The following is a 26,228-nucleotide window of genomic DNA, read 5'->3' as shown; positions in this document are numbered from 1 at the left end:
AGTTTTCATCTGATGGGTCGAATTGAAAAACCGGCATCAATTCGATGGCGGTTATTCCAAGCTTTTTAAGGTAGGGGATTTTCTCAATGACGCCCGCAAACGTACCGCGAGCGTCATCGGTTATTCCAGAATTTGGATGTTGTGTGAAGCCACGAACATGCAGTTCATAGATCACTAAGTCAGCCCCATGACGTAGGCGTGGTTCGACTCCCCAATCAAACGGGCATCGGCAAACGTCAAGACGGCCCAGCGGTGCAGAATCTCCATTGGGTCCGGGAAGTCTCGCCGCGTCACGCTTGAATTTGGCTGGGAAGAAAATGCTGCGTGCGTAAGGATCAAGCAATACCTTCTCGGGATCAAACGCATGCCACGTGTCGGTCACTTTGGCCACCGGACCGTCGATTTGGTATGCATAGTACACCGCATCGCCTGCCTCCGAAATAGGCACACGACAATGCCAAACTGGTCCAGACTTGTTTTTGAGTGGATCAAGCTGCAGTGAGTGCCAAGGAACACGCAATTCATTTTCGAGGTACAACAGCAGTGTAACTTTTGCGGCGTTGACGGTATCAATGGCAAAGTTATATGCCTGCTCTGACTCTAACCATGTAACGCCAAGGGGAGAGGGTGTTCCTTCGGACGCTTCCCACTCCGGTCCCCTGATAGAGACGCTTGAGTCAACATCATTCACGACCGAAGTTCCGCAATGCCGACAGATTGTCTGGCTAGTGCTGTGTGACATTGGCAATCCTTATTTAGTAGGCCTATCGAACTCGCTCGAATTTAACCTGCAGATTAAGCAGATCTGATCGCAACCGATCAATTTGCCACTGCAGGTGATGTAGCGGATCTGCCTTGATCTTGGGTTGCTTTGCTTTCTCTAAAGCCAACCGAGCAAGGTCTACCGAAAGTTTCAGACGTTTCACTTCGTCATCACTTACGAGTCCTGCGTGTTGTTGGTTGACGTCTTTGGCCCACGCCAATTGTTGTTCAGCAATTGTCACATCATTCTTCACGTTTTGAAGATGGATAACATGCAAGTCATGGTCTGCTTTTGCCGTTGCGTGTTTAAGCAGCGTTTCCGTGTAGTCGACCTGATTCTGCAACCGAATCAACATCAGTTTTGAAGTCAGGTTAGGAACTCGTTGATTGGCTTTCACCGCCGTCTGCAAGTCATGCTTGGCTAGTTCCAGTTTCTTTTGGAAGAATCGAACATCGACACCCTCAGTGGCAGGTGCTGCATCCAGCGGCATGGTAAACGGAAATGACGTTATCGCGAACATGAAAGCTAATAACAAAAAGGGGACTAAAACATGTCGACGAGACTTGGTGACATCCAAAATCGTTTGGATCAAAGTATTAATTATTGTCATGGCTATTTCCTTTCAGTTTCGTGGTAGTAACAATGACTGTTTGTAGCTTTGATGCTCCTCTGGCATCAATTCTTCACTCAACTATGACTTTTTGACCGGTTCCACTCAGACCATACAACTCAACCAACGAAACTTGTTAGAATACAGGTTAGGCTGGCCACCAACCGTGGGAATCCCACGGCGTCTTTCTACTCATAGTAAGCCTTCAACACGTATTGCTGCATCATTCGCTGTGTGTTGAAGTAGGACGCGTTCAACGCAATCGCATGTCCGAGAAACTGAACTTTCGCCCGAGTTAATAACCCTTTGCCACCCGAAAATACTTGCAGTGAAACTACGTCGTGGTCTAGTTCGATGACTTGTCCCAAAGAGTTCCGACCGTCCCAGTTTTCGACAACTGCCAAGTCTCCAAAGCCCACACCAGAAGCACGGACTTTTAGAATGTCACCAACAATCACCAGGATGTTCGTATGTTTTACAAGGTCGGGAATCATGGTGATGAGGTCTTTCTCCTGCGGTCGGGAAGCTTAAGAACTCGGTCATCAGGCATCAGACTTTTCCGACTCAAGATAGAATGACGGCTGTGCGTCGAATCTCTCAGCACATTGAAGTGAGCAAAACACATATTCACTTCCATTCTGTTCGCGCCTCGCAGCCGCAGAGCCCGATTCTAATATCATACCACAAACAATGTCTTTCTTGCCGTTTGCTATTGTGATTGGTGATGCAGCCTGAACACCACGGCAAAATACAGAAGGACGGCGAAAGTGTTCGTTTCGATACACTTTCAGTAATTCATTGACCAATTGTTGCGGGTCATCATTATAGATAACACGAGCGCCGGTGTCTTTGTGACATGTTTCCAGAATGCTAAGAACCATGTCGCTGATGCCCCCGGTTCCAGTCAGCACTCCTATTAACTTTCCTTCGTCATAGGCAATCGCTAATTCACCCAGTGTTCCGCTTCTGCCTCCAACGATCACGACTATATCACTACTGTGAATATTAACGACCTCACGTCCCATCAGCCCACTGCCAGTAAAGATCAGCACGTGGTGGGCGAGTGTTGGAGAACCATATTTATAAGCATGCTCATCAAGACTAAGGGCGGGAGAAATACCGATAACGGTCCCCCCCCCCTTCTTAAAAGCTCCCTGTGCAGCAGCGAGAGGCAAACCAGGACACGCTCCCGTAATCATAATACAGCCTTCTGCAGCAATTTCTTCACCAAGTTGAGTAGCACGATCCAAAAAATGTGCTGGAATATCACTCCCTGCACCTCCCATGACGCCAATTTTGAGTGGCATCGGATCTTCACTCACAGGCTTTATGGACTGTTTCCGTTTCATAGACCTTTCCTATGTTCCAATTATTTGCAGGGACACTACAGGTAGCCACAATAAAATCCACCACTTCTTGCTGTCCCGTCACTTATACATTGGATGCACAACACCTGCCTTATCTTCATGTAAGTCGAGAAAATATCGTAAGAATCTTTACCACACTGGTATAATAATTAATGCATGTTCCAGCCATCATTCGGTTTGCAAAGACTGCTATACCTAAAGTTATCGTACTGAAAAGTTGTGATAGTCATAGCGCACATACATAAATCAAGCCATTTTGTACGTTTCGGGCCATAGAGATCTCTGCTTTGACTGCCACGTCTCATGATTTGCTAGTCAAGACCCCGGGAAACGGGCAATCTCAATTTGAAGTACCCGTTTCCCGGTTGACCGATCATTCGGTCATCGGTGATTGGTCCATACGCGTGGATCAACGAATGATCGAATGCTGGCGCGTCGATGCACCGCGTAAATACTTGTCCGGATTCCGTTTCACCGCGGCGATGCATCCCTCACAGCAAACGAAGATCGACTGACCTCCGACGGTCACGCGAATTGGCTTGCCCATCGAACCCAGCGGCTCCTGAGTCACTGGACAGGTTCGTTGCCTCAACGCGGCGACCTGGTCAGTTGCAGAGAGTTGAGCAATCCCTTCCATGCCGGCCGGGATCGACGGAGCTTGCACAGCGTTGGGCATCGCTGGTCGAATCTCTCCAGTGCCGAACGATGGAATGGGCGGGAACGCCGGTTGCCGGCTCCTGCTGTCGCTGTAAGGAGATCTCGAATCGAAGAAAGGACTCGTTGATGGTGGGACCGTTTGGCGGGGAAATCTGCTTTGAGACAGCGGGACAGAGTAGTTCCCACGGAAGCCAGAAGGTGCAGGGGCGTAGTGACCACTCGAATTTTGGTATCCGCAAATCCCATTTGAGCATCCGCCCGCGGTGGAGTAGCTGTGAGGGTAGTTGAAATTGCTTGAGTAAATGCCATTGGTGCTGCAACCGCACCCCCGCGATGGATAGGTCGAGAATCCATCGTTGGCTGAAGAAGGGACGGCCGTGGCAACGAGTGCCGCTACGGATGCTAGGGTCGTCAGGATTTTGCAGGTCATTGTTCGCTCCCAAGTAATCGGAACAGATGTTGAGAAGACGTCCAGTCGTTCATCACGGAGCGTCAATGGACCGCGTTGTCAGTATACGATGCACGCCGCGTGCCAAACGTCATCTCAGCACTGCTTTTCTCTGCTTGAAAATCCCGATCGTCCGTAAATACATAGCTCACAGAGCGGTTTCTGCATCTGTGCCAGAACAACAGAGCCCGCTGTTTTGTTGTCGTCGAATCGACAACTTTTGACATCAATTCGATCTGCCAGGACTGTGATTGAAAAATCGACCAGAACTATAAATCTCAATTCCAGGAGTTGTCATACGAATGATTTCGGCTTCATACTTTGCGCGTTGTGTTGCTGTCCGACCACCGCGTGGGGCGTCTGCTTCAATCCCCACCATTCGTTTCTCGGCAAATCGATTTCGCCACGTACCGACAGTTCGCCTGGTACAACCGAGTTCCATTGCAATGTCTTTATTCTCGCGACCTTGAGCTGCCGCAAGAATCATCTTGGCCCGTAGTACCAGTCGGGCTGGCGTACAACAGCATCTGGTTTCTGTTCTCCAGGAAGGAGATATTGTGGTCATGTATAACCTGAGCAGCCACAAGCGATCAGAAGTGCGAGAAGCGATTAAAACTATGGGAGCCGAACTGTGGTACCTGCCTCCCTACAGCCCTGACCTGAATCCGATTGAACAGGCTTTTTCCAAATTTAAATGGCTGATCAAAAGCGAGGATGAAAGGACAGTATCAAGTCACATCAGGGCGATATTAGAAGTCAGGCATGATGTGGATTCAACGGCGTACTCGAATTCGGCGGGATGGGATCGTCGGTTGTCATCAACTTATCGTACAGATCCGGCGGCAGCACTCGCATAACAGTAAACAGCCCTTTGACACCTTTATACCAGCCTTCGCGCATCCCCTGGGTTTCGCGACGATCGGTTAATTTTTTCATGTCTTCCATTGTCATCGGCATGCTATAATCATTCGCCTTTTCCATCTGCATCTTGCCAGTGTGCTTACCTTCCATTTTCATGTCCGACATTCCCTGCATGATTTGCGGATAACCGGGTACTTCGAAACCCGGATCATTCTTTTTCTGGCGAATGATGGGCCCGACTTGAGATACCATATGGTTCATCATGTGATGAAACATGTGGCAATGCAGTACCCAGTCTCCGGGATTATTGGCAACGAATTCCACATCCCGCGATTGCGCTACACCCACGATCACCGTATTTCCGGGAATCCATGCTGTTTCTGGAATGCGGCCCCCCTCGGTTCCTGTTACCCAGAAAGTATGTCCATGCAAATGCATTGGATGCTGATGCAGCGTGCTGAAGTTTAAAAAGCGAATGCGGACCCGTTCGCCTAACTTACAGACCAGTGGCGTCGTGTAAGGTCCGCAACGCCCGTTGATCGTCAGAAAGTTCCAGTCCATGGAGATCGTATTGGGAATGTGCGCATTGGGTAGCATCGAAAACTGCTGAGTCATCAATACAAAATCGCGGTCCACGGCAGGTTCAAAAGCCACTTTGGGATGAACAATGAAAGGCACCACCATGCCGATGGCTTCCTGCATCGCCACGTGAGGATGTAAGAAAAAACTACCTTCCTGATGCACGTCATATTCATACACAAAAGTCTTGCCCGGCTGAACCAGATCTTGCGTCACCGCGGGGATGCCATCCATGCTGATCGGTAATTCAAGTCCGTGTGAATGCAGAGTCGTCGGCTCTGGCAAATCGTTGCGAAAAATAATCCGTACTCGTTCGCCTTGATACATTTGCAACACAGGGCCCGGAAACTGGCCGTTAAATCCATACGCGTCCATCCAGATCCCGGGAAGCACTTCTCTACGCGTGGGAGTCGCCTGCAGATGAAACTCGCGCGCACCATTTACGATTTTCCCACTCAATGTATTCAAATCAGGTGCAATCACATTGACTGGTGGTTCCCCCGCTTTTCGCAATCCAGGCACGAGCTTCCCTCGGTCAGTCGGACTACCAACTGGGCCACCAACCCCTGGATGCATGCGGGGATACGCGCCTCCCTGACCTTGATATTCATCAGAGGACGCTCCATTTTCGGGTATCTGCCCCAGTGCGGTCCCCGCAGCAAACAACCCGGCCGTGGCTGCCGCACCATGCCTGAGAAAGTCCCTGCGGTCATTCTGAGTACCCATTAATAGGCCTTTCATTTATTTCAGTGTTGTTTTAGCTCGTTTTACAAAAGAATCATTGTCCATCAGCTCTGTTGATTATCGAGGTTTGGGAACAGCATTGATATGCCCGCCACCCACAGGAGCGGGGGGCTCGTTCAAGCCACCTGTCAACAACATACCACTAATGGCAACTTCACTTTCATGATACTTTAATTGACTCATGATATAGTCTGCCTGCAAGTTGAGATAGATCCGTTGTGCCATCAATACATCGGGCCAGGGTGCGCGCCGTTCTTTATAACTGTGATGTAGCAAGTCGTACGCTTGCTTACCTTTCGGTAACATTTCATCTCTATAAGTTTCTACGTGCTGACATGCAGTCTGATAATTTCGAAACTCTGTTGAAAGTTTGCTCATCAAAGATAATTCTAGCCGTTTTACATCTGCCCGAGATCGGTTGAGATCGGCTAAGGCTTGATCCACGGTGCCTTGGTTTTTGTCGAAGATGGGAATAGGTAACCCTACGGTGACCCCTGCTACTGAGTTATCGGTCTCGAAATTATGACCGAAATTGACATCGACCAGGATATTAGGTATCGGTTCGACGCGTTCGCGTTCTACGGTTATTTGGTCATGTTGTACACGTTCACAGGCAGCAACGATTTCTGGGCTTTCTTCTAATAACTGATTGAGCGCCGAATTCCAGTCATAAAATATCTCCGGGGGCTCAAGCGTCCCTCTAAGTGTCGTACACTGTAATTCAGGAGTACCTACCATCGCCACTAAATTTCGCCATTCCTGTTCCAGATCGTTCTCAGCTGCCTGCTGTTTCAATTGTGCGCGATGCTGATCGACTTCCGCCTGCAACAGGCCAGATTGATTCGTCTGTCCCAGATTAAGCATCTCTTTATGTGTTTGCAAATTATCTTTCGCATTCTCCAGAAGTTTGCCTTGGACTGCGAGTAACTGCTGCGCTGCCAGTGTCCGGTAGAAATGAATCCGCACGTCATTTAAGACACGCGTGTACTGGGCCGACAAGTTGGTTTCCGCAACAGCAACCTGTTTTGTCCACTTCGCGCGACTGAGTTTCAGCTTACCACCGGTGACGAATTCCTGTGAGACGAATGCCCCCTGTAATTCGCCAGCCGTGCCGTTGATACCAATTTGATCGCTGGCATATCCCACTACCGGATTTGGGTAGAGCCCCGCTTGATAGGCTGCGCCACTTGATGCTTCAACTTGAGCTACCGCCTGGACCAGTGTCGGATTATTGGCTTGTGCCAGAGCTTCTAGCTCATCCAGTGATATCGCAGCATGCTGGCCTGCATCTACATCATCCGGCCTGGGAGGCAGAAGAGGATCATATTTCGCAACTGGTAACGCGGCTGACTCTTGATGCGACACGAGTCGCGTTTCAGTCTCTGAGGTTGCATCAAATTCTGCCACCACGCTATCATCACGCACGATGGGCTGTGAAGTATCATTTTCTGCTAGGGCAGAATTTACATCTTGTTGATTTGCAACATGTCGTTCCCGGCCGGCTGCACATCCACCAAGCAAAACCATTACTAGCAAGACAGAAATAGGGCTTTTCAATTTCACCACGATCCTCCATATTTATTACGCTCTGCTCACATCCTTTGCACGCTTAGCGCAAGATATATTATCGATGAGATCATTACTATTATTTCAGGCAGATTGATTGTAATGAATTTACGCAGAATAATATGGTAGCGCAAAATAAACATCTTGTCCGACATTGGTTACATTAATACTGTTCAACTAAAGATAAAAAATATCAAATTGACAATATCGAAAATCCTTAAGTTTGCTCTCTGCTTCTTTGGTAAACAGGAGCAATATAAATTGAAACTAATCTAGCTACCAAGACAGCAAAAAAGAACTGCCCAAAAATTGCTTGAGTATAACAGGCTGTCTGTGCAGGTCCTGATACAGGAACAATGTCACCATAACCGAGAGTGGCCATTGTCACAAAAGATAAGTAAATCAGTGGTTGAAGCCCTACGCTGCTAAATGGAGAGTATTCTGCAATGGGAGATAACGATTTCACACTGAACGCGGATGAATCCATCAACAAAATCGTCGAATACCCATAAGCCCATATAAGTCCTGCAAGCAGATATAAACAGACTGCACCAATAATTGTGTCCAGTGTCACTTCGCGGTCATCAAGAACTGCGATAAGAACATGGTATGAAACGAATAAAAAGAACCCCATAATAAAGACATTATGAGTGACTGAAAATATTGACTTGCCACCATCGATATAGCCAACAACATTCAACATCAGCATTGGAATAACAAAGGCAAGCCCGACACCAAGTGTCTTATGGCGTCGGCATACCGAAACAACCGCAGTCAACAAAACGATCGAAAAGAGCAGGCAGAAGATCATCACTGAAATTCGATTAGATCCAGTGAAAGCGATTCCCACTAACAGAGAAAGAAGAGAACCAAGCAAATAAGAGAACTTGCCAAATCTTCGGCGTTCAACAGAATCATTCTTTTGCAGTATCATTGTTGATTCCGTCTCTTCTTTTTACTTCGACCAGTTGTGGTTGGTATTCAATGTAATTCGATACCGATTGGGAATGGCATGCGCAGCCTTCGTAGTAAGTATAGGGGAGCGGTGGTGGCTCGCAGTATTGACAATCAATATTGCAACCGGAATAAGTGCGGTATGCTGGTGCACAACCCGTGACGAGAAGCACTGCTAACGTCGCAATCCATCGCATTTGTTTTTTTGCCTTTTTCATTATTGGACTCCTTTGTAAGCATCTGAATGCTATGACGTCTGTCGACTTGTTCATAACAAGACATGCTCCTTACGGTAGTGGCAAAGATTGTATTCCTTCAGCCGGTGCGGGAATTGGTTCGGTTCTTTGCCCATCAAGACCACCAACCACGCGTTCCAGTTCTGCTAAGGTTTGTCTTAAGGAAGCTTCCAGGCGAAGATAACTAATCTCAAACCGGAGTAACTCCCTCCAATTATCAATCAACTGTAAAAAGTCTACTTCACCGGTGTTATATGCTTGGCCTGATACTTCCAGCGTTTGCCGAGCCTTGGGGATAATGTCTTCACTAAACAATGTGAGCAACTCTTGCTGGCTTTGTGCTTTTGTGAACAGATCCATGACTTCTTCAAGCGTCGCATCACGCAACGAATCGTACGCACGAGCTGTAGATACGGCTTTTGCTTCAGCTGACCGTACGGATGAATCTAGCCTCTTGCGGTAGACCGGCAAGTTAATTCCCGCAGTAATTAGAAAGGAATCGTTCCCGTTCGCCACTGGGCTGACGCCAGAAGAGCCAACATCAATCCAAGTTGCTCCCAATGTTACATCAGGCATATAGTCAAGACGCGCTAGGTCAAGAGCTCGTCTGTCGCGTTCGAGAACAGCCAGTTGTGCATGTAATTCTGGCCGTGCTGTTACAGCTTGATGCTGTAGCCAGTTTAAATCTTGTGGAACTTCCTCTGGAGTAACATGATCAAGTGCACGTACTTTAGTTTGTGGCGAAATATGTAATAAACGAGCCAGTCGCGCCTGGCCACTTTCGAGTTTTTGTCGTAAGCGAATCAGCTCATTCTCTACATTGGAAATTTCCACTTCAGCTCTCAGCAAATCCTGCTGACTTACTTTTCCTGTTTTATAACGTATATTGGCAACATCACGAATCTCGACAAGAAGATTTTGATCAGCTTCTGTAACTTCAATGGTTTGTTGAATGAAATAGAGTTCATAGTAGGCACGTTTTACTTTAGAAATCGTCTCTAACTCAACTGCTGCGAGTTGAGCGCGGGCTACATTAGTTTGTGATTCGGCTAATTCAGCGCGTGAACTGAGCTTCCCGCGCCAGGGGAACTTTTGGTTTACACTAAGGGCAAATTCCTGTGGTCCTGAGGCAGTCTGAACCTCCTCTGGGTAGAAGGTCATTCCTAAATTTGGATCTTGTAAACTCGCAGCTACGGGAACTTGATGGGCAAATGCTTCCATCTGTTTTCGAGCCGACTGGATATCAGGGTTTTGGTCTAATGCAAACTGAATGTATTCGTCAACGGGATGTGGACCTTCAAGATTTGAAAACACTGGGCTGACAGAATCTTCAGGATGCGTTGGCGCATAGGAAGCTTGATGAACTGATTGGGAAACTTGGACATATTCAGGATCGCGTATCTGTTGAGCGGACTTACAACCGATCAGTAAAACAAACACACTCAAGAAATAAATATTTGTTTGTTGAATGGCCATCCATGGCCTCCCTTTTTTATGATCAAAAACGACATACTACAATAACGTTATCGACAAAATTGATTTCACCAGAATAGTCATTACGACCAAATATCCTGTGAACTCAGTTTACATATTCCGGTTTTTCGGATTAGGTAGTTTTTCGATTCGGCTATTGACAGAAAGCCTGAGCTACCTCACGACATAATGACGTTCAGTTGCTCAGGCTCTCCCGCTCAGGAGTTAACCTTGTAAGTCAAAAAATCACAACAATGGAAATTGTTCTTAAAACTTATTTTGTAGCGACGCGGAATAAAGCTCGTCTATCTTACGAAGATATGTTTTAGGATCTGCTGTGATCTTCTTAGTGCATGGCGGACAGCAAACGTAAACAATTTGGCCTTCGATAATCGTCCATTTAGGATTTTTAGGAAGTTCCTTTTTCATCACAGGGCAGATACGTTGCGCTTTGGCAAAGTTGGTATGAATGGTTGCCCAATTCTGTGGGTTAATTTTTTCTTTCAAACAACCCTTACAACAAAGAAAAATCATTTCCTTACCAACTTTGACCTTGATGGGCGGACCGTGTTCTCCAAGCTTTCCACCAGTCATTGGACAGATTTTTTGGGCCGCGATTCGTAATTGATCACGTTTAGTTTGCTCCTGACCTCCTTTCGCAACTTGACCTATGCCAACAATTAATGCCGCAACAAAAAACATCCTTGCAAATTTCATGTTCTTCTCCTTCTAAAAACAGAACTTTAAAAACTAGCTTCCCGCCCGGTAGGAGGGAACTATGATTGCACCATCTGGTGCGGTGTTTACTTCTTCTTTTTCGTTATGATCAGAGATAAGTTGATCATGAAGACCAACTCGCATTTTAAATTCCATATAAGCACAATACACGGCTGGAACAATGAACGTTGTGAACGGTTCGACAAGCATTCCGCCGAAAACCGGCAACGCCATTGCACGCGCCACGTCGGCACCTCGTCCGGTCGACATCAAAACAGGCAACAGCGCGAAGATGGTTGTTAGTGTTGTCATCACGCACGGACGAATACGCTTGAGACCCGCTTCGTAGATTGCGTTTCGTAAATCTTCGATGTTACGAACGGGACGACGTCTTAATGTTTGTTGGATGTAGGTCGCCATGACAACACCATCATCAACTGCGATGCCAAACAGTGCGATGAATCCGACCCAGACTGCCGTGTTCATATCCACGCCCATGACGGCAACGGCGATCATTCCACCTGCGAACGCAACAGGAATACCAGAAAAGACAACGGCTGATATGGCAAAATTTCGAAAACTTAAATAAATGATGAGTAAGTTAACCACTAACACAGTCGGAATAATCCACATTAACACTCGATTGGCTTCAATTTGGTTCTGAAATGATCCTACAGCTTGTAACTCAAAATTACCTTCGGGAAACTTCAGCTCTCCACTTTCTCTCGCTGTTCGTAGCGAATTCATTACTGCTTCGACAGTTTCCAAGTCACCAGAAGCACCCGATGGTGAGAAGGCGACATGAGCTACCAGCCGCGCATCTTCGCTATTAATGGCACCTGGTCCCCAGGTTGTAGTTACGTTCGCTAAGCGTTTCAGCGGTACTACGTCACCTCCGTGAGTAACGACAGAGACCTTTTGCAAATCGTTGAGACTTTTGCGTACACTGCGTTCGTATCGAATCTGAATCGGGTAACGTTCTCGCCCCTCGACAGTGGTCGTTACGTCAACACCACCAAGCCCTGCAGACACGATTTGGTTCACCATCATGGTGGTCATTCCATAGCGGGCCGCTTCTTCCCGATCTACTTCAAATTCGTAGTATGGCTTGCCCATTACGATATCGGGATTGACTGTCCCCGCATTGACAAAGTGATTCTTTTTCAGCCGCTCCGCTACAGCGAGGGACGCTTTGGCCAATCCTTCTAAGTCATCACCATAAATTCGTACGGCCATCGACGCCTTGATCCCACTCTGCAACATCACCACGCGTCCTTCGATTGGTTGAAGTGGAGAGGCGGGTGTGATGCCGGGAAGCGTAGCGACAGCGTTGATTTCATCCCAAATCTTGCGTCCGTCCATTCCCTCGCGCCATTGATCTCGTGGCTTGAGCATAATGTAAGTTTCGATCATCGCTGCCGGAGCGGGATCAAGTGCGGACTCGACTCGCCCAATCTTTCCAAGTACATTTTCAACTTCAGGAATCTTTTTGATCATTGCATCTTGTGCTTGTAGTATTTCCATGGCTTGTGAAAAACTGGCTGCTGGATAGAGACTCGGCATGTAGAACCAACTACCTTCATCGAGCGCAATCCAGTCGTCTGTCTTCAAGCCTGTAAAAATATGCTTGGTGTCGACGTACCCCGGCACCTCGTTCAAGTCTGCACCAAGCATCTCAACGATCTTCTCGGCGGGCCGCAGTACCGTGGGTAATCCAATCCACGCACCTAGTCCCAGTATGATGATGATTGCAGGAAAGGAGAGCATTAGTATTTTTCGTCGAAGCGCCAGTTTTAATCGACCCGCATAGAGGAACCGTACAAACCGACTAGCAGGGTTCTCTTCCATAGAACGGATCTTCTCGCGAGTTATCGACCATCCGATTAAAAAGCCGATCACCGCTGCAGCAACCGTTGCCCACAGTAGACTTAGTGGCGTCCAATGCTCGACGTGGTCGCCCCAAACAAAAAAGCACAGACTGGCCGAGAGTGCGGAAACGGCCAGACCTGCAACCATGCTACCCCAACGCGGGATTTGCGAACTATGTAATAAGATGCGACAGAGCATTGGCAAAACAACGACTGCAACAATCAGGCTGGAGACCAGTGCGAAGGTCTTTGTCCAGGCCAAAGGCGCGAATAACCTGTGATCGCGGCCTGTCAGGAAAAACACTGGTAGAAAACTGACGATGGTCGTACTGACTGCAGTAATTACCGCAGGCACAACTTCAGCAGCCGATTCGCGAATGACTACGAGCCGTTGTGGGGGTCCGCCCGGTGAGCCTCCTGCTTCCCAGTCAGACAAACCACCATAAATGTTTTCTAGAATAATGATACCCATATCGACCATTGTTCCGATGGCGATAGCGATACCAGCTAAGGACATGATATTAGCATCGATGCCGAACGTCTTCATGGCAATGAATGACATCAACACAGCCATGGGTAGTGTAATCGCGATGACGATACTGGCTCGCACGTGCAGCAAAAACAACACCATAATTGCGATTGTGATCAGAGTCTCCTGAGCTAATGCCTCAGTAAGTGTTGATACTGTCTCGTCAATCAGAACTGAGCGGTCATAGACACCCTGAATCTTGATACCATCCAGTTCGGACTCCAAGGCCGTAATTTTCGACTTGACTCGCTCGATCACCTCGCGCGGGTTCTCACCATATCGCATTACCACCACACCGCCGACTGCCTCTTGACCGTTGAAGTCAAGAGCACCACGTCGAAATGCAGGACCGGTTTGAACTTGAGCGACATCACGAACACGAATTGGTACTCCGTCACGCGTGATAATGACCGTATTGTTGATCTGATCAATCGTTTCTGGTTCGGTTTTTCCAGACCCAATGAAACCCTTGCCACGGACAATGAATTCCATGCCACCCACTTCGACGGTCTTTGCACCGACGTCGATGTTTGATGCTTTTACTGAGTCAATAACCTTGCTAAGCGGTATGTTATGATAACGCAGTTCGTCGGGATCAACTTCAATTTGATACTGTCGCACATAACCACCAATTGATGCGACTTCTGCCACTCCATCGACGGATTGGAGCGCATATTTGATGAAGAAATCTTGCTTTGATCTTAGTTCAGCTAAGTCCATTCCTTCCGGTGATTCTAGAACGTAATAATAAATCTGCCCCAGAGCCGTAGCATCAGGTGCGAGTGTCGGTATGACACCTTCAGGGAGCGAACCAGAGACTGTCGTAAGTTGCTCCGCAACGCGTGACCTAGCCCAATAGAAGTCGACAGCATCGTCAAACGTGACTTGAACAAAGCTGAAACCAAACATACTCTTGCCGCGCACGCTCTTCGAGCCTGGCACGGCCTGCAGAGCAATGGAAAGCGGATACGTAATCTGATCTTCCACATCTTTCGGCGAACGGCCTATCCACTGCGTGAGCACGATCACCTGATTTTCACCAACGTTAGGAATCGCATCAAGTGGCACCTTCTGTGTCGAATACCAACCGTAGGCGATTAGTGCAACCGATCCAATTATGACAACGAGTCGTTCTTGGATGCTGAAATCGAGGATCTTCCTGATCATTTGACAGTCTCCTTACGTAGGCCGGAAGCAGTTTTTGCCGGATATCTTGGTTCCGCAGTACGTTCATGAACTTCCTGGGGTGTCTCAATGGACGGAAGATTTCCTTGAGGCTCGATAATCTCTGGTACTCCGATGGCTGGAAGCTCCATTTGCGGTGTACTTTCAGACGCATCATCCGCGGCGTTGGAAGTCGCAATGATGTTAAGATATTTTTTAGGATCATCCAGAAGACTTTCGCGACAACCTTCACAACAGATAAAAATTGGTTTCCCATCTACGTCGACTTTCGTGGGAGCCCCCATCGAGCCGAGCCGCATCATGGTTACCGGGCAGATACGCTGGTTTTCCGCTATGCTCCGTTCTTCAGTAGAGAGTTTTGATAGTGCTGCAATCATTTCAGCTGACAAAGCTTCGTTCATCTTTGGCTCAGCTTTGGTAGGGTCAATGAGCGAGGGATTACCTGCAAGTTGCATTTGAGAGTCGATTAAGAAATTGCCTCGCGTGGCAACTTGCTCATCTTTCTCTACACCGCTCAAAATGACAATCTGGTCACCACAAATTGGACCGAGCACAACGCGGCGAATCTCAAAGCGGCCCGGCTCCGTTTCTACATAAAGAACGCTATTACTGCCAGCCATGAGTACGGCATCACGTGGCACAACCAAGGCTTCGCCGTTAGCAATTGCCTTAGAAGTGAAGCCGAGCTGGGCAGCAGGGACCAGGTCTACACCGCATATTGGACATTTTCCGGCAGCAGACTCGACGATATGTGGGTGCCGCGGGCTGATCCACTTGTTGGCTAATTCAGGATCATAGACACCTCTCTTGATACCGTCGGAACTGGTAAGAGGAACATCAATCGTCGCTTTGGCGTAGTCTCCTGTTCGCAATAGACCGTCCTGATTCGGAATGATGACGCGAACACCCACAGTACGTGTTTTCGGGTCGACATTCGGATCGATGAAAGCCACGCGGCCAGTGAATTTCCGCCCTGGTAGGGACTGTACTACGGCCTCGACCTTTTGCCCGTACTGAATCGTTGCTGCATCTTTGGGAAACAACTCTAACATCAGCCATAATGTAGAGAGGTCCGCGAGTTTGTAGATGGCTTGACCTTCCTTCACATACTGACCTTCGACGGCAAACTTCTCGATCACCGTACCACTGATCGGAGCACACAAATGCATGCGACTATTTGCTTTCCCTGTCCGTTCAAGCTCATCGATCTGTGGAGCAGTCATACCTAACTCGATCAGCCGCTGCCGAGAGCTTTCATAAAGATTTCTACTGGATTGTTTTACGCGAGTGAGCGTTGCGGAACGACTATTTTCATAAGCTTTCTTAGCTAGTAATAGTTCAACTTGGCCTGAATAAAGCCGCGGAGAATAGACAAACGCCAGATGGTCATCCTTTTTGACGACGACGCCAGTATAGTCGGCATACAATCGGTCCAGGCGGCCGTCGACATATGCCGAAAGCGTCTTCAAAGTACCTTCGTCGTAGTTGAGTTCACCGACCGCTCGGATGGTTTGAGTCATCGGCATCGACTTCACGGCTGCGGTGTGGATGTTTGCAACGCGACGGGTTGCAGGATCAATCTGAATCGAACGTGGGTCAGTATTTCCTCCTGATGTAGACGGCACAAGCTCCATCGCACACACGGGACAACGTCCGGGCTCAGACTGTGGTGGTGTGCACATCATCGGGCAGATATATTGCATCGCCTTACCGATGACAGACCCATGATCATGGCCACCACCGCCGCCAGCTGAGATGAATCCCAATCGCTGGGCTACACCTAACCCGATGATCAGAATGGCACCGCATACAATCAGTAAGGCTGGTTGGACAAATAGTTTGATCCACCAACGTCGAGCTTCCTGCTTACGCTGAAGTGCCGTTACGGGATTCTCAGAAGGCCGGACCGCTTTATCAGTAGACACAGACTGTTCATCCGCGCGAACCTTTCCTTTTTCAGAATTGTTCATTACTACCTCGCTTGAATGATTTCAGCCAACTAATATTCCGTACGAATATGTAGTTCGCCTATGTTAATTCTCACCATAATCTTAAAGGTGAGAAAACATTTTGAGTTGAAGGAGTATTTCGAGTCGACACGCTCGTATTAGCAGCGCGCATATTGCTTGCAATTGCGCAGGATCAGATCAGCCAGCAGCAAAGAATAGCTTGACGGCGAGAAATGGGCTGAAATGAAAAAAGTGTGGCGTCCTTGGGAGACTGTCTTTGTGATCCTTCCGAATAAACGAGAAAGGTGACAGTCATGCCATCTGCGCGACGGGAAGGATCGCGTTTATCAGATGTGCGTTTTTCCACCGGAGTGGGAGGACGCTTATTCTTGACAGAACACTGGCATATATGCGGATGCGTCGGTGTCGAGCAGCAACTCTGCACTGCCTCGTCCGATCTTGTGCGACAGCATTGTTCCGATCCACATTGATTTCCTGCACCGATCGCGGGAACGACACCCGATAGGGTGACCGCTACGATTAGCACTAAAGAAATCAAGGAGTTTGTGAGAAACTGAAACATTACTACACCAGTCTGAAGAAGAATTACTCTTTTTTTATATTGCCCAGACTCACCGAAGTCAAGTCTGATGTTTGTTGCTACTACTTAAACTGCTTACGCTTACAAGCTGTAAGTACTTGTGATAATTCAATATGCACATAGTGAATTTCGTTTAACAAAACGAATAAATGTACATAGCGAAAGTTCCGCCTTAAGGATAACGCTCGGTTTTTCTAAACTTGACGTCAACTACCATAAACGAACGCGCGATTACAAAGCGCACACAAATACGAAGTCATGCACAGAGGTGCTGGATGAACCGATTCAAAGCGTGAATCGACAAAGAGATACGCAAAGATCAAGGGCAGCAAGAGCACTGGGGGCATCATGTGCTCGTCTTAAATCTTGCGACTGGTAATCAGCAGATAACGATTCAGTGGAAATTGAATTGTCGACTAATTTCTCAAGAGAATTGCTCTCCACCGGAGAGGGTGCAATGGGTGTTACGGGTTCTTTTCTTTCACCGCAATGACAATTTGGCCCACATTGACACGCAGGATCGTTGAACATTTCGCTTGAAATACAACACGATTCTTCTGCCTTTTGAGTTGTATTGCATGTTTCTTGCTTTTTTCGAACAGAACATCCGTCATTGCAATGGCAGATACTGGCACCCGTACAACAACATGCATTGGTCGCAGCTTGCACAGAGAGAACCTGGTCAGTTGGATCAAGCGTACCACAACAGTCAGTTCCCTTGGATTGTGAATCTTGAGGACAGCAGGCACATGATGCTACCGGTAATCCTTGCAAAGGAATAGAAAAACCTGCAAGACAAATCAGCATGCGTGCCGTAATTGTGTTGGTAATCCACATAATAAACAATCCTTTACTTACCGCTAAATAAACATACGGCAAGATCTATTATCTAATAGATCGGCCTACTTCGAAGAGAAATAGAGGTGAAGTCAATGGAAATTTCAAAACCATCCAAATTCTCATCCCGAAATGTAAAACATCAATATTATGGGTAAGCTGCAGGAGTATCTTCATAACAACAGATGTAGTCAAGTGCGATTATCCTTAACTCGAACGAAGTGGCGATTGGCTTGCTCAAATTGAGTGGAAGATATTTGGTCAATGTAAATTAAGCATCGATTTGTTTTGTTAGGATTAGGTTTAGAGGTCATTATCACAGCATTGCGATAAAGCAAACGATTCTATGTGCCTGCCTGGGCACCAGATATTTTATCTACCAATGTCTGCAGTCACGAGCATTGAGAATAGAGTTATGATCACAATGGTAGGGTTGCCGGGAGACAATCGGATGCACTTCCGAAAGAATCATTTCTTTAAATTAGAGTCAATGGTTGTGGCCCGCATGACCGTCCGAACTACTATTTCCTCCACCGCCAGATCCTCCACCGGTTGATCGACAGCCGTTGGCACCAACGATGAGTATTGTGGCTGCTAGCAAGACAACTACGTACAGGATTCTTGACATAATAACCTCCTTGTTGTTTGAGTAGAAAAAAAACGGAACGAGAGAGGACCGCCATATAGGAACCAATATAGTCGGCAGAACTCGCTCGATTCGGAGTCACTAATGGTCGGCGCGCAGTTCACGTACCTTGGCCAGCCATTCAACGAGATCTTGCCGAACGCGTTGAACAAGCTGAAGCAAGACACCGCCATATTCGATCACCCGGCTGACACCGGAGAACTCATTCAAAGTGGCGGTCGGTTGTGGGCACCGTACTACATACAGCCAGACGGGCAAACGGAGGCACGTAAACTGGAGCTTGCAAGTGACCAACCAGCCACTCTCATCAGGCATGGACTCGTTGACCAACACAAGATCTGGGGAACATTGGATGATTGAGCCAGCTACGTCCGCACCGACTTCCGCCCGTGTGACGCGGCAATTGTGTTCTTCCAGGACGGCTTTCAATCCAGCGTAAACTTCGTCTCGAAATTCGACAACCAGCACGCGCGGACGGATCGGCGGGTATTGGGGCACGGTCGAGATTGAATCACTTGTGCGGTGCAAAGGGACACCGATTGAACTGCGGAAATCTTCGTTAGAGAATCGCAATTCGGTCATGCTTTTAAACATTACAGATCCTTTCTGCTTATGACATCATGGATGACTTAAAGAAGTTTCGTAATCCCAAAAGATCGCCGCGGAAATCTCAACGAAGCAGAGTTCGTCAGCGTTTGGGGATCGCAATTTGAAGTCTTATCAACTTCCGTAGCAATCGTCGAAACGGGAATTCATACCCTAGATGGAGACTATCGACGGCACAACCACAACTGATCGGCGCGAGATTATCCCCGATCAAAAAGTCTTACACGATGAAGCGAGAGAGCGCAATGCAACGATCAAGAGAATCGTAATAAAGACAACGTTCTTGATTGCAGTGAATGACAGGGTGTGCAATTGGCGTCAGCATATCTGCGTGGAAATCGTCACCGCTGACTTTGTTGGGCGAATCTTCTACCGGCCGAAGAGGATTCGCAGGCAGTGAGGGATATTGCCCCGACTTGCAAGAGCACGAGTTCTCGCACGAACAATTCTCGCAAGGTGCCGTCGATAATCCATTATTGCAGCAACTGCTCAATGTGTTGCCGAATTCAGAACAGCAAGCGTGCTGCTTCTTTGTGGAATAAGGGCTTGACTGCGAATTAAGTTGATTAAGGTCCAACTGGCAACAACAATCGCACTCCGATACTGCAGCGCCTGTGGAACAAGGGCAAGCGGAAACGGGTGTCGCGGGTAGTGCAAACATCGCAACCGTCAACCAGATGATGGCTTTGGCAGCATTTTGTTGTACTCGTTTGGCGAACATCATAGGTTTCGATTTTACGACATTTTTAATAATTTTGGTGGGCTACTGTAAACATTCGGTAATTTGACTAGCTAGACTTCAACGATTATTCAGGATTTGATCGACTGAGATTATCTTCATTAATAACAAATTTGAGCAATACCAGTTTCTGAATTTGGTGAACGCTCAGCGGTTCGAGGAGGATACGTGATCGTTTTGACTTAACGCGTCGTCGTCATGACAACAACAAACTGTCAACGAGGGCTTAACTTTGTTCGCTATAAAACCCTGTGTGTCAGTTGGTTGTGTCTCTTTATTTAGAGTTGGCACAGAAAGTGTTATTTAGTCGAGTCATTAACTATCAAAGAAAAGCGTCAATGCCATTGAGGCAATCATGTTCACAAGACCAAAAGGAGATCCATTATGATACGTTTCGCACTGTTTCTCAGTATTCTCATTGCCTTGGTAGCATCCACGACAAATTCAGCACAGGCAGCTGATAACTCTTATGTTCATGGATATCTTGGCCACACTTCGTCGGGGCAAGGATACCTTTCGTCCGGATATGGTCACTCGACTTACAGGCAGCGTCTCCAGCACGGTAATGTTAACCACGGGTATTCTGCACGGGAGTATGGACACGGTTCTTTCCGGCAAAACCACATCGGTCGCGGCTATGGCTATTACGACAATTACGCCTACCCATCCTATAGTCACCGCGGTGCAGTCCAGATCATGACACCGCATCTAGATTTTCGGTTTGGCCACTAAACGGGTTATTTTAGTCAGTGCTGAAGAGAATAGCTACTACCAGGACAGGGTCAGCAGTGTCCCTTAAACTTCTCACTCTTAAGATTCTCGAAAAAGATCGATGGTAAGAAATTTTTTCAATTCATACAAACCCTGAGTGAAATTAGTAGCAAGTCGAATATTTTTAAGTCTCACTGTCATTTTGAGTTAGCGAAAATCACTGAAATCTATTTGAAATACTAACTTACTCTTTGGATTTATCTTCAAATTCCAATGAAGAATCTGGAATGGTTCTGCATCTAACCCCTCAACTGCAAAATCGCTTTGCAGTTGAGGGGTTTCTATTTCTAGTTAGATGTTCCAAACATTTTCAGTTAGTGAGAAACATGAAAGCAACTATATCAAGATGGTATAGAAAATTAACTATCAAAGCGTTTTCGCGTAAAACAAGGTTAACGATAGAAAGAATCAGAGGGCTAGATTTTATAACTGTACTACAACCAGAAGAGGTTGGATATGACTCTCAATGTGTATACCGTTCATCTCCTTCTGGTAATAAATACTTGGTTCAGTTACTAGAAGATATTGGTATTACCGATACTGATTCAATTATCGATATTGGCTCCGGAAAAGGCAGCGCAATGCGATCAATGCTTAAGTTTCCTTTTGCAGAAGTCGGTGGTGTTGAGTTGTCAGAACAGATTGCTGCTATAGCAATCAAAAATTTCAAGAAACTAAAGGAGAATCGATGTCATATCTTTAGTTGCGATGCAACGGCATTTCAGCACTATGGACGCTATAACATGTTTTATTTTTACAATCCGTTTCCGAATGATATTATGTCCAAAGTGATCTGCAAGATTAATGAGTCTACCCGAAGAAGCGATGATGAAATACTAATCATATACAATAACCCAGTTTGTCATGACTTAATCATTAGCAATGGAGTGTTCTCGAAGATCAAGGAATATCCTGATGAATGGGGAAACCAAATCTATCTTTATTCAAATAAAAGTCTAGAACGCTCCAGATTGAGTCGCTCAGTTTCTTAATGAAAAATAATCGTAGCTCGCTGTGACCTTATGGATAATCGCTGCCGGAGGTTATTCAGTGATCTGAATCAAGGGAAAGTAATCTGTTCTTCCTCAAAACGCATCCCTTTGTATTATTCAGATACCGCTCTAAATATAGAATAGGAGATAACTTAGCTTCTCGCACCCGGTCTAGATTAAGAATCGAGAATAGGGTTATAAGAATCTCACAAAAAATGCTATTTCACATGAAGAAAATGCAAGTGCGTTACATCTAATACGGAAGAGGTTAGGAGTACGCGCCTCTTTTTACAGATTATAAACACGTGGACTAGCAGGAACGTGAAAAATGGCAATCGACCCGATTTGCGGGATGCAGGTTGAAGAAACAACGGGATTAAATAGTGAATACGATGGAGCAATATTCTATTTCTGCAGTGAAAATTGCCAACAACAGTTCCAAAGCCAACAGGCTTTGGCTGCACAGCTGATTTCAAAGGAAGAGCATTCCAGCATCAGTGCCGTTGTTAGTGAAAGTCATGGGTGTTGCAATCCTGAACCAGGGTTGGAGGGGAACGCTACCACAGAACAGACAGTAACTACTAAATCTTACAAATATGTCTGTCCAATGTGCGAAGGAATCGGCAGTGATCAGCCAGGCGAGTGTCCTAAATGCGGAATGGCTTTAGAGCTAGTCAAACCAAATCTTGCAGAGACTCGCACAGCTTATACCTGTCCGATGCACCTGGAAGTTGAGCAGAATGAACCAGGTACCTGTCCAAAGTGTGGGATGGAACTGGAACCGAAGTATGTAACCGCGCTTGAGGAAGATGACGACACCGAACTTAGGCGCATGATACAACGATTCTGGGTCGCTGTAGTTTTTGGGAAATGGGGGGCACGGTGAATCAGACTGATTCGTTCCAAATGCGAGCAAAACTTGTAGGCGACCATATCTGCCATGCTGAGGAGCACTAGTTTGTTTGAAGAATTCATTCATAATTTTGCACATAACTTTTTTAAACCGCTTCTACTGTTTTTCTATATGGTTTTTTTGATACCGGTTCTGAAAGTGCCGTTTGAATTTCCTAAAACCGTGTATCAGTGTTTGACTCTGTACCTGCTGGTTGCGATTGGCTGGCACGGTGGTGAAGAACTGGCTTCGTTATCTCTGGCCGAATTTGGTCAGGCTCTGGGTTTTATGGTAATCGGATTTGTTACAAACCTTTGTATTAGTATTGCTGCTTACTTTTTCTTGCGGCGTGGCACAAAGTTACGCCAGGTAAATCAACTCAGCGTGATCTCATGAGCGGCTATTCTTCACTGGTGCGAACAATTGTTACGGTACTCGGTACCGACACGCAGTGCGAACACACCGACAGCCTGCAGGCCATGCTGGACGGTCATGTGGCCGGATTTGGGGCTCTGCCGGATTCCCAAAGTGCCACGAAGAACCGGAGAAATTGGAGATCGAAATTTTCTCGACTGACAGATCAGCTATGGGGAACCAGTGACCCTGGATATCTGAACTCCGTACTGTCCACGCTTGACGAAACTCAGTCGAAAATTGTCATTGGCTATTGGGGAACACTGCCACTGCCGGATTTGCTGGCGATAAAAAAGGCCCGGCCGGATGTCAAAGTGGTATTACTGCTGCTATGCTACCCGCTAGCCTTGTCACGGGGTGGAATTCTCCGGCAGGACTTTTATCTGCGAAGGGCCACCCGATTTCTGGATGGAATCGTGTTTCCGTCGGCCCTGACCGAGGAGTCTGTGAGTGGCCGAGTCTTTCGCACCGGCTCTCCACCGTCGGTCGTCATCCCTCCCTGCTGGCCTCGAAGCTTTCAGGCGACTGGCGAACTGCGTCCCACGGCGGCGAGTCCGAGTTTGATATTCGTCGGGCGAACAGACATGAGCAGCCCCACAGCCACTGCGGCCGACGACGTGCGTCCGTTAATGAACAGCATTCTGGATGCGGGCATTGATTTACACCATGCCCGGTCGCCCGAGACGGATGATGGTCACCCACATCGTCGCCATTTCTCACCACTTCCGATGCGAGAATTGATCGATAAAATTGGTGAATTTGATGCGAGTCTGATCGCGTATAACACTCAGGCATGTGCACGCGACGACCGTTTCAACCTGACAATTCCTGACCGATTAATCACCAGCGTGGCTGCAGGTGTCCCCGTAGCAATTCCGAGGCAGGGTTATGGTGCCATCAAGAGCTACCTGAGGGATTACCCCATGTTAGAGTTCGACACGGCAGACGAACTCGCACAGACGCTTGCTGACCGCTCGCTGGTTGCGCAACTGCGCGAAGCGGCGTGGAACTCGCGATCAAATTACGATGCGGCATACTACGGTCTGGTGCTCGCTCAGTTCCTGAATCGACTGCTTTAATAGCAACGACTATTATCAGGTGTCCGGTCGAATCAGGACGCGAGCAGAAGGGCTCTGGGGTAGTGCTCCAGGAGGGAATGATCAAAGCATCCAGGCAATCTCTACCGTCTTAATTTGAAAGCCAGCTTCAAAGATAGGAATAGTGTGCAAAATAGTATGCAAACAAGACAAGAAATCATGTTGATCAGAGCTAATTGGACTTTATGTCCCCGTGACCTAGACTTCAGCAACGTCTGTCTACGGCTTAATTGCATTTTTCATTTTCAGAAGCGGGCTGAATTAACATGGGCTACTCTATCACCCAGGCCAAACCGAGTGACGATCAGGAAGAATTGATTTCACTGATTAATAGGAACTTTCAGAAAAACGACCCCCAATGGTTTAACTGGTCTCAACGGCAGAATCCATTTGGTGAAAACCTCTGCTGGCTGGCCCGGGAAGAATCAGCCGGCAAACTTATTGGTTCTACCGGCATGTTGCGAAGGCGCATGAACTATGACGGCCAGCCGTTCACAGTCGGTCAGGCTGAAGCAATCAACATCGATAAAGCACACAGATCGGCTCAGGCAGCGCTCAAACTGCAACGTGCCTTAATCTCTCACCTACCTGAAACCGACTTTCACTTTGTGTACGGCATGACGGAAACTGCGGCGGCGGTCTTTAAACGATGTCGCTACAAACAAATCGGCACCTTCCAGCATTGGGTCAAACCGCTGCGCAGTGAATACAAGCTCAAGAATAAAATCTCGAACAGAGTTGTCAGAAAAGGAGCGGCAGCACTCGTTGATCTGGCACTGCGTCTCTACTCTCTCGAATCCAGAACATTCATGTCGCATCGCCTCAAAGTAAATTATGACGCAACGATTGATGAACGGTTTCATCGGCTTTATGAAGAGCATGCTCACAATATTATCATGGTCGAGCGCACGCGCGAATTTCTGGAATGGCGTTTTTGTCATGAACCGTCGGCTCGCTACCAGATCATGACTTTGGAGAACCGTGAGCAGGATCTACTGGGCTATCTGGTTTATGTGATTGGGGAAACCGGCCGAAATGGTGACCATGCAGCGGGAATTCAGGACTTTTTCTATCGTGACCAGAAATCATTCCAACAGCTACTGGCGGCGTTCACCCAGCACTGCCGTCAGATCGGTATGGAAACGATCGTCATGCATTATTTTGGTCGAAAAGAGATCGCGAACATGCTCTCGCGATTCGGATTCTTTCAACGTAAGTCGTCGGCCCAGGTCTTTGTGCATGACAATCCTCAGTTTAAAGACTTTCAACTGGAAGCCCTGCACGACTCCAATTGCTGGCACCTGACAAACGCCGAACGGCTATAATCGTCTCAGGAAATACACGGTCTGTCAACGGGCATCGAAAGCTATGCCTTTGAGAGTCATCTGTAACTAAACGCGGCGTAGAACCACTGTCAGTTCATCGTCGTCGGGGACGATGAGCTTCCGGGTGGTGTTTTAACCATTGGTCTGGCAGCAGTTCTTCCGGCCGATGGCGCAGGGACGCAAGGTGCGTTCGGCCAGATTGTTATCAATCGATAGAATTCCCTGCGTACAATACCGCGTAAAACCAGACCAGCGACTTAACAGATAATGGACGGCCGCTGACACCGGACTTTTCGGTAACAGCGAACGCGACGTCTCCGTCAACCAGTCGCGGAACTGTTCCAGAATCGGTAGCGTCTTTTCCTGTCGCAACTGCCAGCGGTGGTGCCGCCAGCGCCACGTGTTCTTCACACTGCCGGCACGCGTATTTGAAACGAACGTGCTCGATTACTTTCAGGCTGGCGGGAATGAATTCCAGCTGTTCGTGGCTGATTTCTTCGATCCGCTGACGCCTCTGGTCACAGCAGGGACAGTGTTTTTCGGATTCGGCCAGGTCATGCTCTACCCGTTCCCGAGGCAGATGATCGGGCAGCTTGTTGCGGCCGTCGGCACGACGGCGATGTGTGGAAACCGCTGTAGGCGGACAGCGCAGGGCAATATCTGTAATTCTCTACTGAAATTCAGAATTACTTCCTGAAGTGGAACCGCTTGTTCTGCATCAAGATAAAGTAATCTGTTTGTCCAAAAAACGTACTCATAGAATAATTCTGGTTGCGATTTAAATATAGAATAGAAAACAACC

The 26,228-nt window shown here is 47.5% G+C and carries 23 protein-coding genes and 1 pseudogene; 6 read left to right on the top strand and 18 right to left on the bottom strand.

The features are described 5' to 3' along the window. From AAC022_RS26200 to AAC022_RS26175, 6 genes are all read right to left on the bottom strand, one after another. On the bottom strand, positions 1 to 691 hold a 691-nt coding region (locus AAC022_RS26200), incomplete at its 3' end, for an alpha-amylase family glycosyl hydrolase (RefSeq protein ID WP_339736105.1). Between the two features lie 73 nt (positions 692 to 764). Beyond that, positions 765 to 1,373: a hypothetical protein gene (locus tag AAC022_RS26195; protein ID WP_339736103.1), complete on the bottom strand. Its 609-nt coding sequence runs from the start codon at positions 1,371 to 1,373 to the stop codon at positions 765 to 767. A gap of 188 nt (positions 1,374 to 1,561) precedes the next feature. After that, positions 1,562 to 1,867, bottom strand: a complete 306-nt coding sequence (locus AAC022_RS26190) for a hypothetical protein (protein ID WP_339736101.1) — start codon at positions 1,865 to 1,867, stop codon at positions 1,562 to 1,564. 48 nt (positions 1,868 to 1,915) lie between these two features. Beyond that, a complete protein-coding gene (locus tag AAC022_RS26185) occupies positions 1,916 to 2,722 on the bottom strand; it encodes a YHS domain-containing protein (protein WP_339736099.1) in 807 nt (268 codons plus the stop codon). 427 nt (positions 2,723 to 3,149) lie between these two features. Further along, on the bottom strand, positions 3,150 to 3,416 hold the full coding sequence (locus tag AAC022_RS26180; protein ID WP_339736097.1) for a hypothetical protein: 267 nt from the start codon (positions 3,414 to 3,416) through the stop codon (positions 3,150 to 3,152). 655 nt (positions 3,417 to 4,071) lie between these two features. Beyond that, the gene (locus AAC022_RS26175) at positions 4,072 to 4,410 is read right to left on the bottom strand and encodes a helix-turn-helix domain-containing protein (protein ID WP_339736095.1); all 339 of its coding nucleotides are present in this window, start codon (positions 4,408 to 4,410) and stop codon (positions 4,072 to 4,074) included. Between AAC022_RS26175 and AAC022_RS26170 the strand changes: the two are divergent. Next, positions 4,361 to 4,573, top strand: a pseudogene (locus AAC022_RS26170) (transposase); the annotation flags it as partial. The gene AAC022_RS26175 and the pseudogene AAC022_RS26170 sit on opposite strands and share 50 nt — an antisense overlap. 28 nt (positions 4,574 to 4,601) lie before the next feature. On the opposite strand, the gene AAC022_RS26165 reads toward AAC022_RS26170, so the two are convergent. The 11 genes from AAC022_RS26165 to AAC022_RS26115 all read right to left on the bottom strand — a co-directional run bounded on the left by AAC022_RS26165 (position 4,602) and on the right by AAC022_RS26115 (position 19,184). After that, complete coding sequence (locus tag AAC022_RS26165) at positions 4,602 to 6,011, bottom strand: multicopper oxidase domain-containing protein (RefSeq protein ID WP_339736093.1); 1,410 nt, start codon at positions 6,009 to 6,011, stop codon at positions 4,602 to 4,604. Positions 6,012 to 6,086: 75 nt separating this feature from the next. Further along, a complete protein-coding gene (locus AAC022_RS26160; RefSeq protein ID WP_339736091.1) occupies positions 6,087 to 7,592 on the bottom strand; it encodes a TolC family protein in 1,506 nt (501 codons plus the stop codon). 220 nt (positions 7,593 to 7,812) lie between these two features. Further along, positions 7,813 to 8,529, bottom strand: a complete 717-nt coding sequence (locus AAC022_RS26155) for an ion channel (protein WP_339736089.1) — start codon at positions 8,527 to 8,529, stop codon at positions 7,813 to 7,815. Continuing rightward, the gene (locus AAC022_RS26150; protein WP_339736087.1) at positions 8,510 to 8,767 is read right to left on the bottom strand and encodes a hypothetical protein; all 258 of its coding nucleotides are present in this window, start codon (positions 8,765 to 8,767) and stop codon (positions 8,510 to 8,512) included. Before AAC022_RS26150 ends, AAC022_RS26155 begins: the two co-directional genes overlap by 20 nt. 69 nt (positions 8,768 to 8,836) lie before the next feature. Continuing rightward, complete coding sequence (locus tag AAC022_RS26145) at positions 8,837 to 10,261, bottom strand: TolC family protein (RefSeq protein ID WP_339736085.1); 1,425 nt, start codon at positions 10,259 to 10,261, stop codon at positions 8,837 to 8,839. A 264-nt stretch (positions 10,262 to 10,525) separates the two neighbouring features. Further along, positions 10,526 to 10,975 (bottom strand): hypothetical protein, encoded by a 450-nt coding sequence (locus AAC022_RS26140; RefSeq protein ID WP_339736083.1) that lies wholly within the window; start codon positions 10,973 to 10,975, stop codon positions 10,526 to 10,528. 33 nt (positions 10,976 to 11,008) lie between these two features. Then, positions 11,009 to 14,539, bottom strand: coding sequence for an efflux RND transporter permease subunit (locus tag AAC022_RS26135; protein ID WP_339736082.1), 3,531 nt, complete (start codon positions 14,537 to 14,539; stop codon positions 11,009 to 11,011). Beyond that, positions 14,536 to 16,527, bottom strand: a complete 1,992-nt coding sequence (locus AAC022_RS26130; RefSeq protein WP_339736080.1) for an efflux RND transporter periplasmic adaptor subunit — start codon at positions 16,525 to 16,527, stop codon at positions 14,536 to 14,538. Before AAC022_RS26130 ends, AAC022_RS26135 begins: the two co-directional genes overlap by 4 nt. A gap of 865 nt (positions 16,528 to 17,392) precedes the next feature. Next, the gene (locus AAC022_RS26125; RefSeq protein WP_339736078.1) at positions 17,393 to 17,944 is read right to left on the bottom strand and encodes a hypothetical protein; all 552 of its coding nucleotides are present in this window, start codon (positions 17,942 to 17,944) and stop codon (positions 17,393 to 17,395) included. Positions 17,945 to 18,431: 487 nt separating this feature from the next. Beyond that, positions 18,432 to 18,572: a hypothetical protein gene (locus AAC022_RS26120; RefSeq protein WP_339736076.1), complete on the bottom strand. Its 141-nt coding sequence runs from the start codon at positions 18,570 to 18,572 to the stop codon at positions 18,432 to 18,434. 99 nt (positions 18,573 to 18,671) lie between these two features. Further along, positions 18,672 to 19,184 (bottom strand): hypothetical protein, encoded by a 513-nt coding sequence (locus tag AAC022_RS26115; RefSeq protein WP_339736074.1) that lies wholly within the window; start codon positions 19,182 to 19,184, stop codon positions 18,672 to 18,674. A 1,749-nt stretch (positions 19,185 to 20,933) separates the two neighbouring features. Here AAC022_RS26115 and AAC022_RS26110 point away from each other — a divergent pair. From AAC022_RS26110 to AAC022_RS26090, 5 genes are all read left to right on the top strand, one after another. Then, positions 20,934 to 21,698 (top strand): class I SAM-dependent methyltransferase, encoded by a 765-nt coding sequence (locus AAC022_RS26110; RefSeq protein ID WP_339736071.1) that lies wholly within the window; start codon positions 20,934 to 20,936, stop codon positions 21,696 to 21,698. 328 nt (positions 21,699 to 22,026) lie between these two features. After that, the gene (locus AAC022_RS26105; RefSeq protein ID WP_339736069.1) at positions 22,027 to 22,584 is read left to right on the top strand and encodes a heavy metal-binding domain-containing protein; all 558 of its coding nucleotides are present in this window, start codon (positions 22,027 to 22,029) and stop codon (positions 22,582 to 22,584) included. Between the two features lie 72 nt (positions 22,585 to 22,656). Next, the gene (locus AAC022_RS26100; RefSeq protein WP_339736067.1) at positions 22,657 to 22,986 is read left to right on the top strand and encodes a sodium-dependent bicarbonate transport family permease; all 330 of its coding nucleotides are present in this window, start codon (positions 22,657 to 22,659) and stop codon (positions 22,984 to 22,986) included. Beyond that, a complete protein-coding gene (locus AAC022_RS26095; RefSeq protein ID WP_339736065.1) occupies positions 22,983 to 24,083 on the top strand; it encodes a hypothetical protein in 1,101 nt (366 codons plus the stop codon). The genes AAC022_RS26100 and AAC022_RS26095 overlap by 4 nt, the downstream gene beginning before the upstream one ends. Positions 24,084 to 24,367: 284 nt before the next feature. Beyond that, positions 24,368 to 25,426 (top strand): GNAT family N-acetyltransferase, encoded by a 1,059-nt coding sequence (locus AAC022_RS26090; RefSeq protein WP_339736063.1) that lies wholly within the window; start codon positions 24,368 to 24,370, stop codon positions 25,424 to 25,426. A 132-nt stretch (positions 25,427 to 25,558) separates the two neighbouring features. Here the strand turns inward: AAC022_RS26090 and AAC022_RS26085 are convergent, their stop codons facing one another. Continuing rightward, the gene (locus AAC022_RS26085) at positions 25,559 to 25,837 is read right to left on the bottom strand and encodes a transposase (RefSeq protein WP_339736061.1); all 279 of its coding nucleotides are present in this window, start codon (positions 25,835 to 25,837) and stop codon (positions 25,559 to 25,561) included. Positions 25,838 to 26,228 lie beyond the last annotated feature (391 nt).

The organism is uncultured Gimesia sp., assembly GCF_963976445.1.
Classification (GTDB): domain Bacteria; phylum Planctomycetota; class Planctomycetia; order Planctomycetales; family Planctomycetaceae; genus Gimesia.
This window is presented reverse-complemented; position numbering and strand designations above follow the sequence as displayed.

What these genes read in the sequence shown, in the direction of transcription:
- AAC022_RS26195 (WP_339736103.1), bottom strand. Translation starts at nt 1,373, where the DNA reads ATGACAATAATTAATACTTTGATCCAAACGATTTTGGATGTCACCAAG.
- AAC022_RS26190 (WP_339736101.1), bottom strand. Translation starts at nt 1,867, where the DNA reads ATGATTCCCGACCTTGTAAAACATACGAACATCCTGGTGATTGTTGGT.
- AAC022_RS26185 (WP_339736099.1), bottom strand. Translation starts at nt 2,722, where the DNA reads ATGAAACGGAAACAGTCCATAAAGCCTGTGAGTGAAGATCCGATGCCA.
- AAC022_RS26180 (WP_339736097.1), bottom strand. Translation starts at nt 3,416, where the DNA reads ATGCCCAACGCTGTGCAAGCTCCGTCGATCCCGGCCGGCATGGAAGGG.
- AAC022_RS26175 (WP_339736095.1), bottom strand. Translation starts at nt 4,410, where the DNA reads ATGACCACAATATCTCCTTCCTGGAGAACAGAAACCAGATGCTGTTGT.
- AAC022_RS26165 (WP_339736093.1), bottom strand. Translation starts at nt 6,011, where the DNA reads ATGGGTACTCAGAATGACCGCAGGGACTTTCTCAGGCATGGTGCGGCA.
- AAC022_RS26155 (WP_339736089.1), bottom strand. Translation starts at nt 8,529, where the DNA reads ATGATACTGCAAAAGAATGATTCTGTTGAACGCCGAAGATTTGGCAAG.
- AAC022_RS26150 (WP_339736087.1), bottom strand. Translation starts at nt 8,767, where the DNA reads ATGAAAAAGGCAAAAAAACAAATGCGATGGATTGCGACGTTAGCAGTG.
- AAC022_RS26145 (WP_339736085.1), bottom strand. Translation starts at nt 10,261, where the DNA reads ATGGCCATTCAACAAACAAATATTTATTTCTTGAGTGTGTTTGTTTTA.
- AAC022_RS26140 (WP_339736083.1), bottom strand. Translation starts at nt 10,975, where the DNA reads ATGAAATTTGCAAGGATGTTTTTTGTTGCGGCATTAATTGTTGGCATA.
- AAC022_RS26135 (WP_339736082.1), bottom strand. Translation starts at nt 14,539, where the DNA reads ATGATCAGGAAGATCCTCGATTTCAGCATCCAAGAACGACTCGTTGTC.
- AAC022_RS26130 (WP_339736080.1), bottom strand. Translation starts at nt 16,527, where the DNA reads ATGAACAATTCTGAAAAAGGAAAGGTTCGCGCGGATGAACAGTCTGTG.
- AAC022_RS26125 (WP_339736078.1), bottom strand. Translation starts at nt 17,944, where the DNA reads ATGTGGATTACCAACACAATTACGGCACGCATGCTGATTTGTCTTGCA.
- AAC022_RS26120 (WP_339736076.1), bottom strand. Translation starts at nt 18,572, where the DNA reads ATGTCAAGAATCCTGTACGTAGTTGTCTTGCTAGCAGCCACAATACTC.
- AAC022_RS26115 (WP_339736074.1), bottom strand. Translation starts at nt 19,184, where the DNA reads ATGTTTAAAAGCATGACCGAATTGCGATTCTCTAACGAAGATTTCCGC.
- AAC022_RS26110 (WP_339736071.1), top strand. Translation starts at nt 20,934, where the DNA reads ATGGTTCTGCATCTAACCCCTCAACTGCAAAATCGCTTTGCAGTTGAG.
- AAC022_RS26105 (WP_339736069.1), top strand. Translation starts at nt 22,027, where the DNA reads ATGGCAATCGACCCGATTTGCGGGATGCAGGTTGAAGAAACAACGGGA.
- AAC022_RS26095 (WP_339736065.1), top strand. Translation starts at nt 22,983, where the DNA reads ATGAGCGGCTATTCTTCACTGGTGCGAACAATTGTTACGGTACTCGGT.
- AAC022_RS26090 (WP_339736063.1), top strand. Translation starts at nt 24,368, where the DNA reads ATGGGCTACTCTATCACCCAGGCCAAACCGAGTGACGATCAGGAAGAA.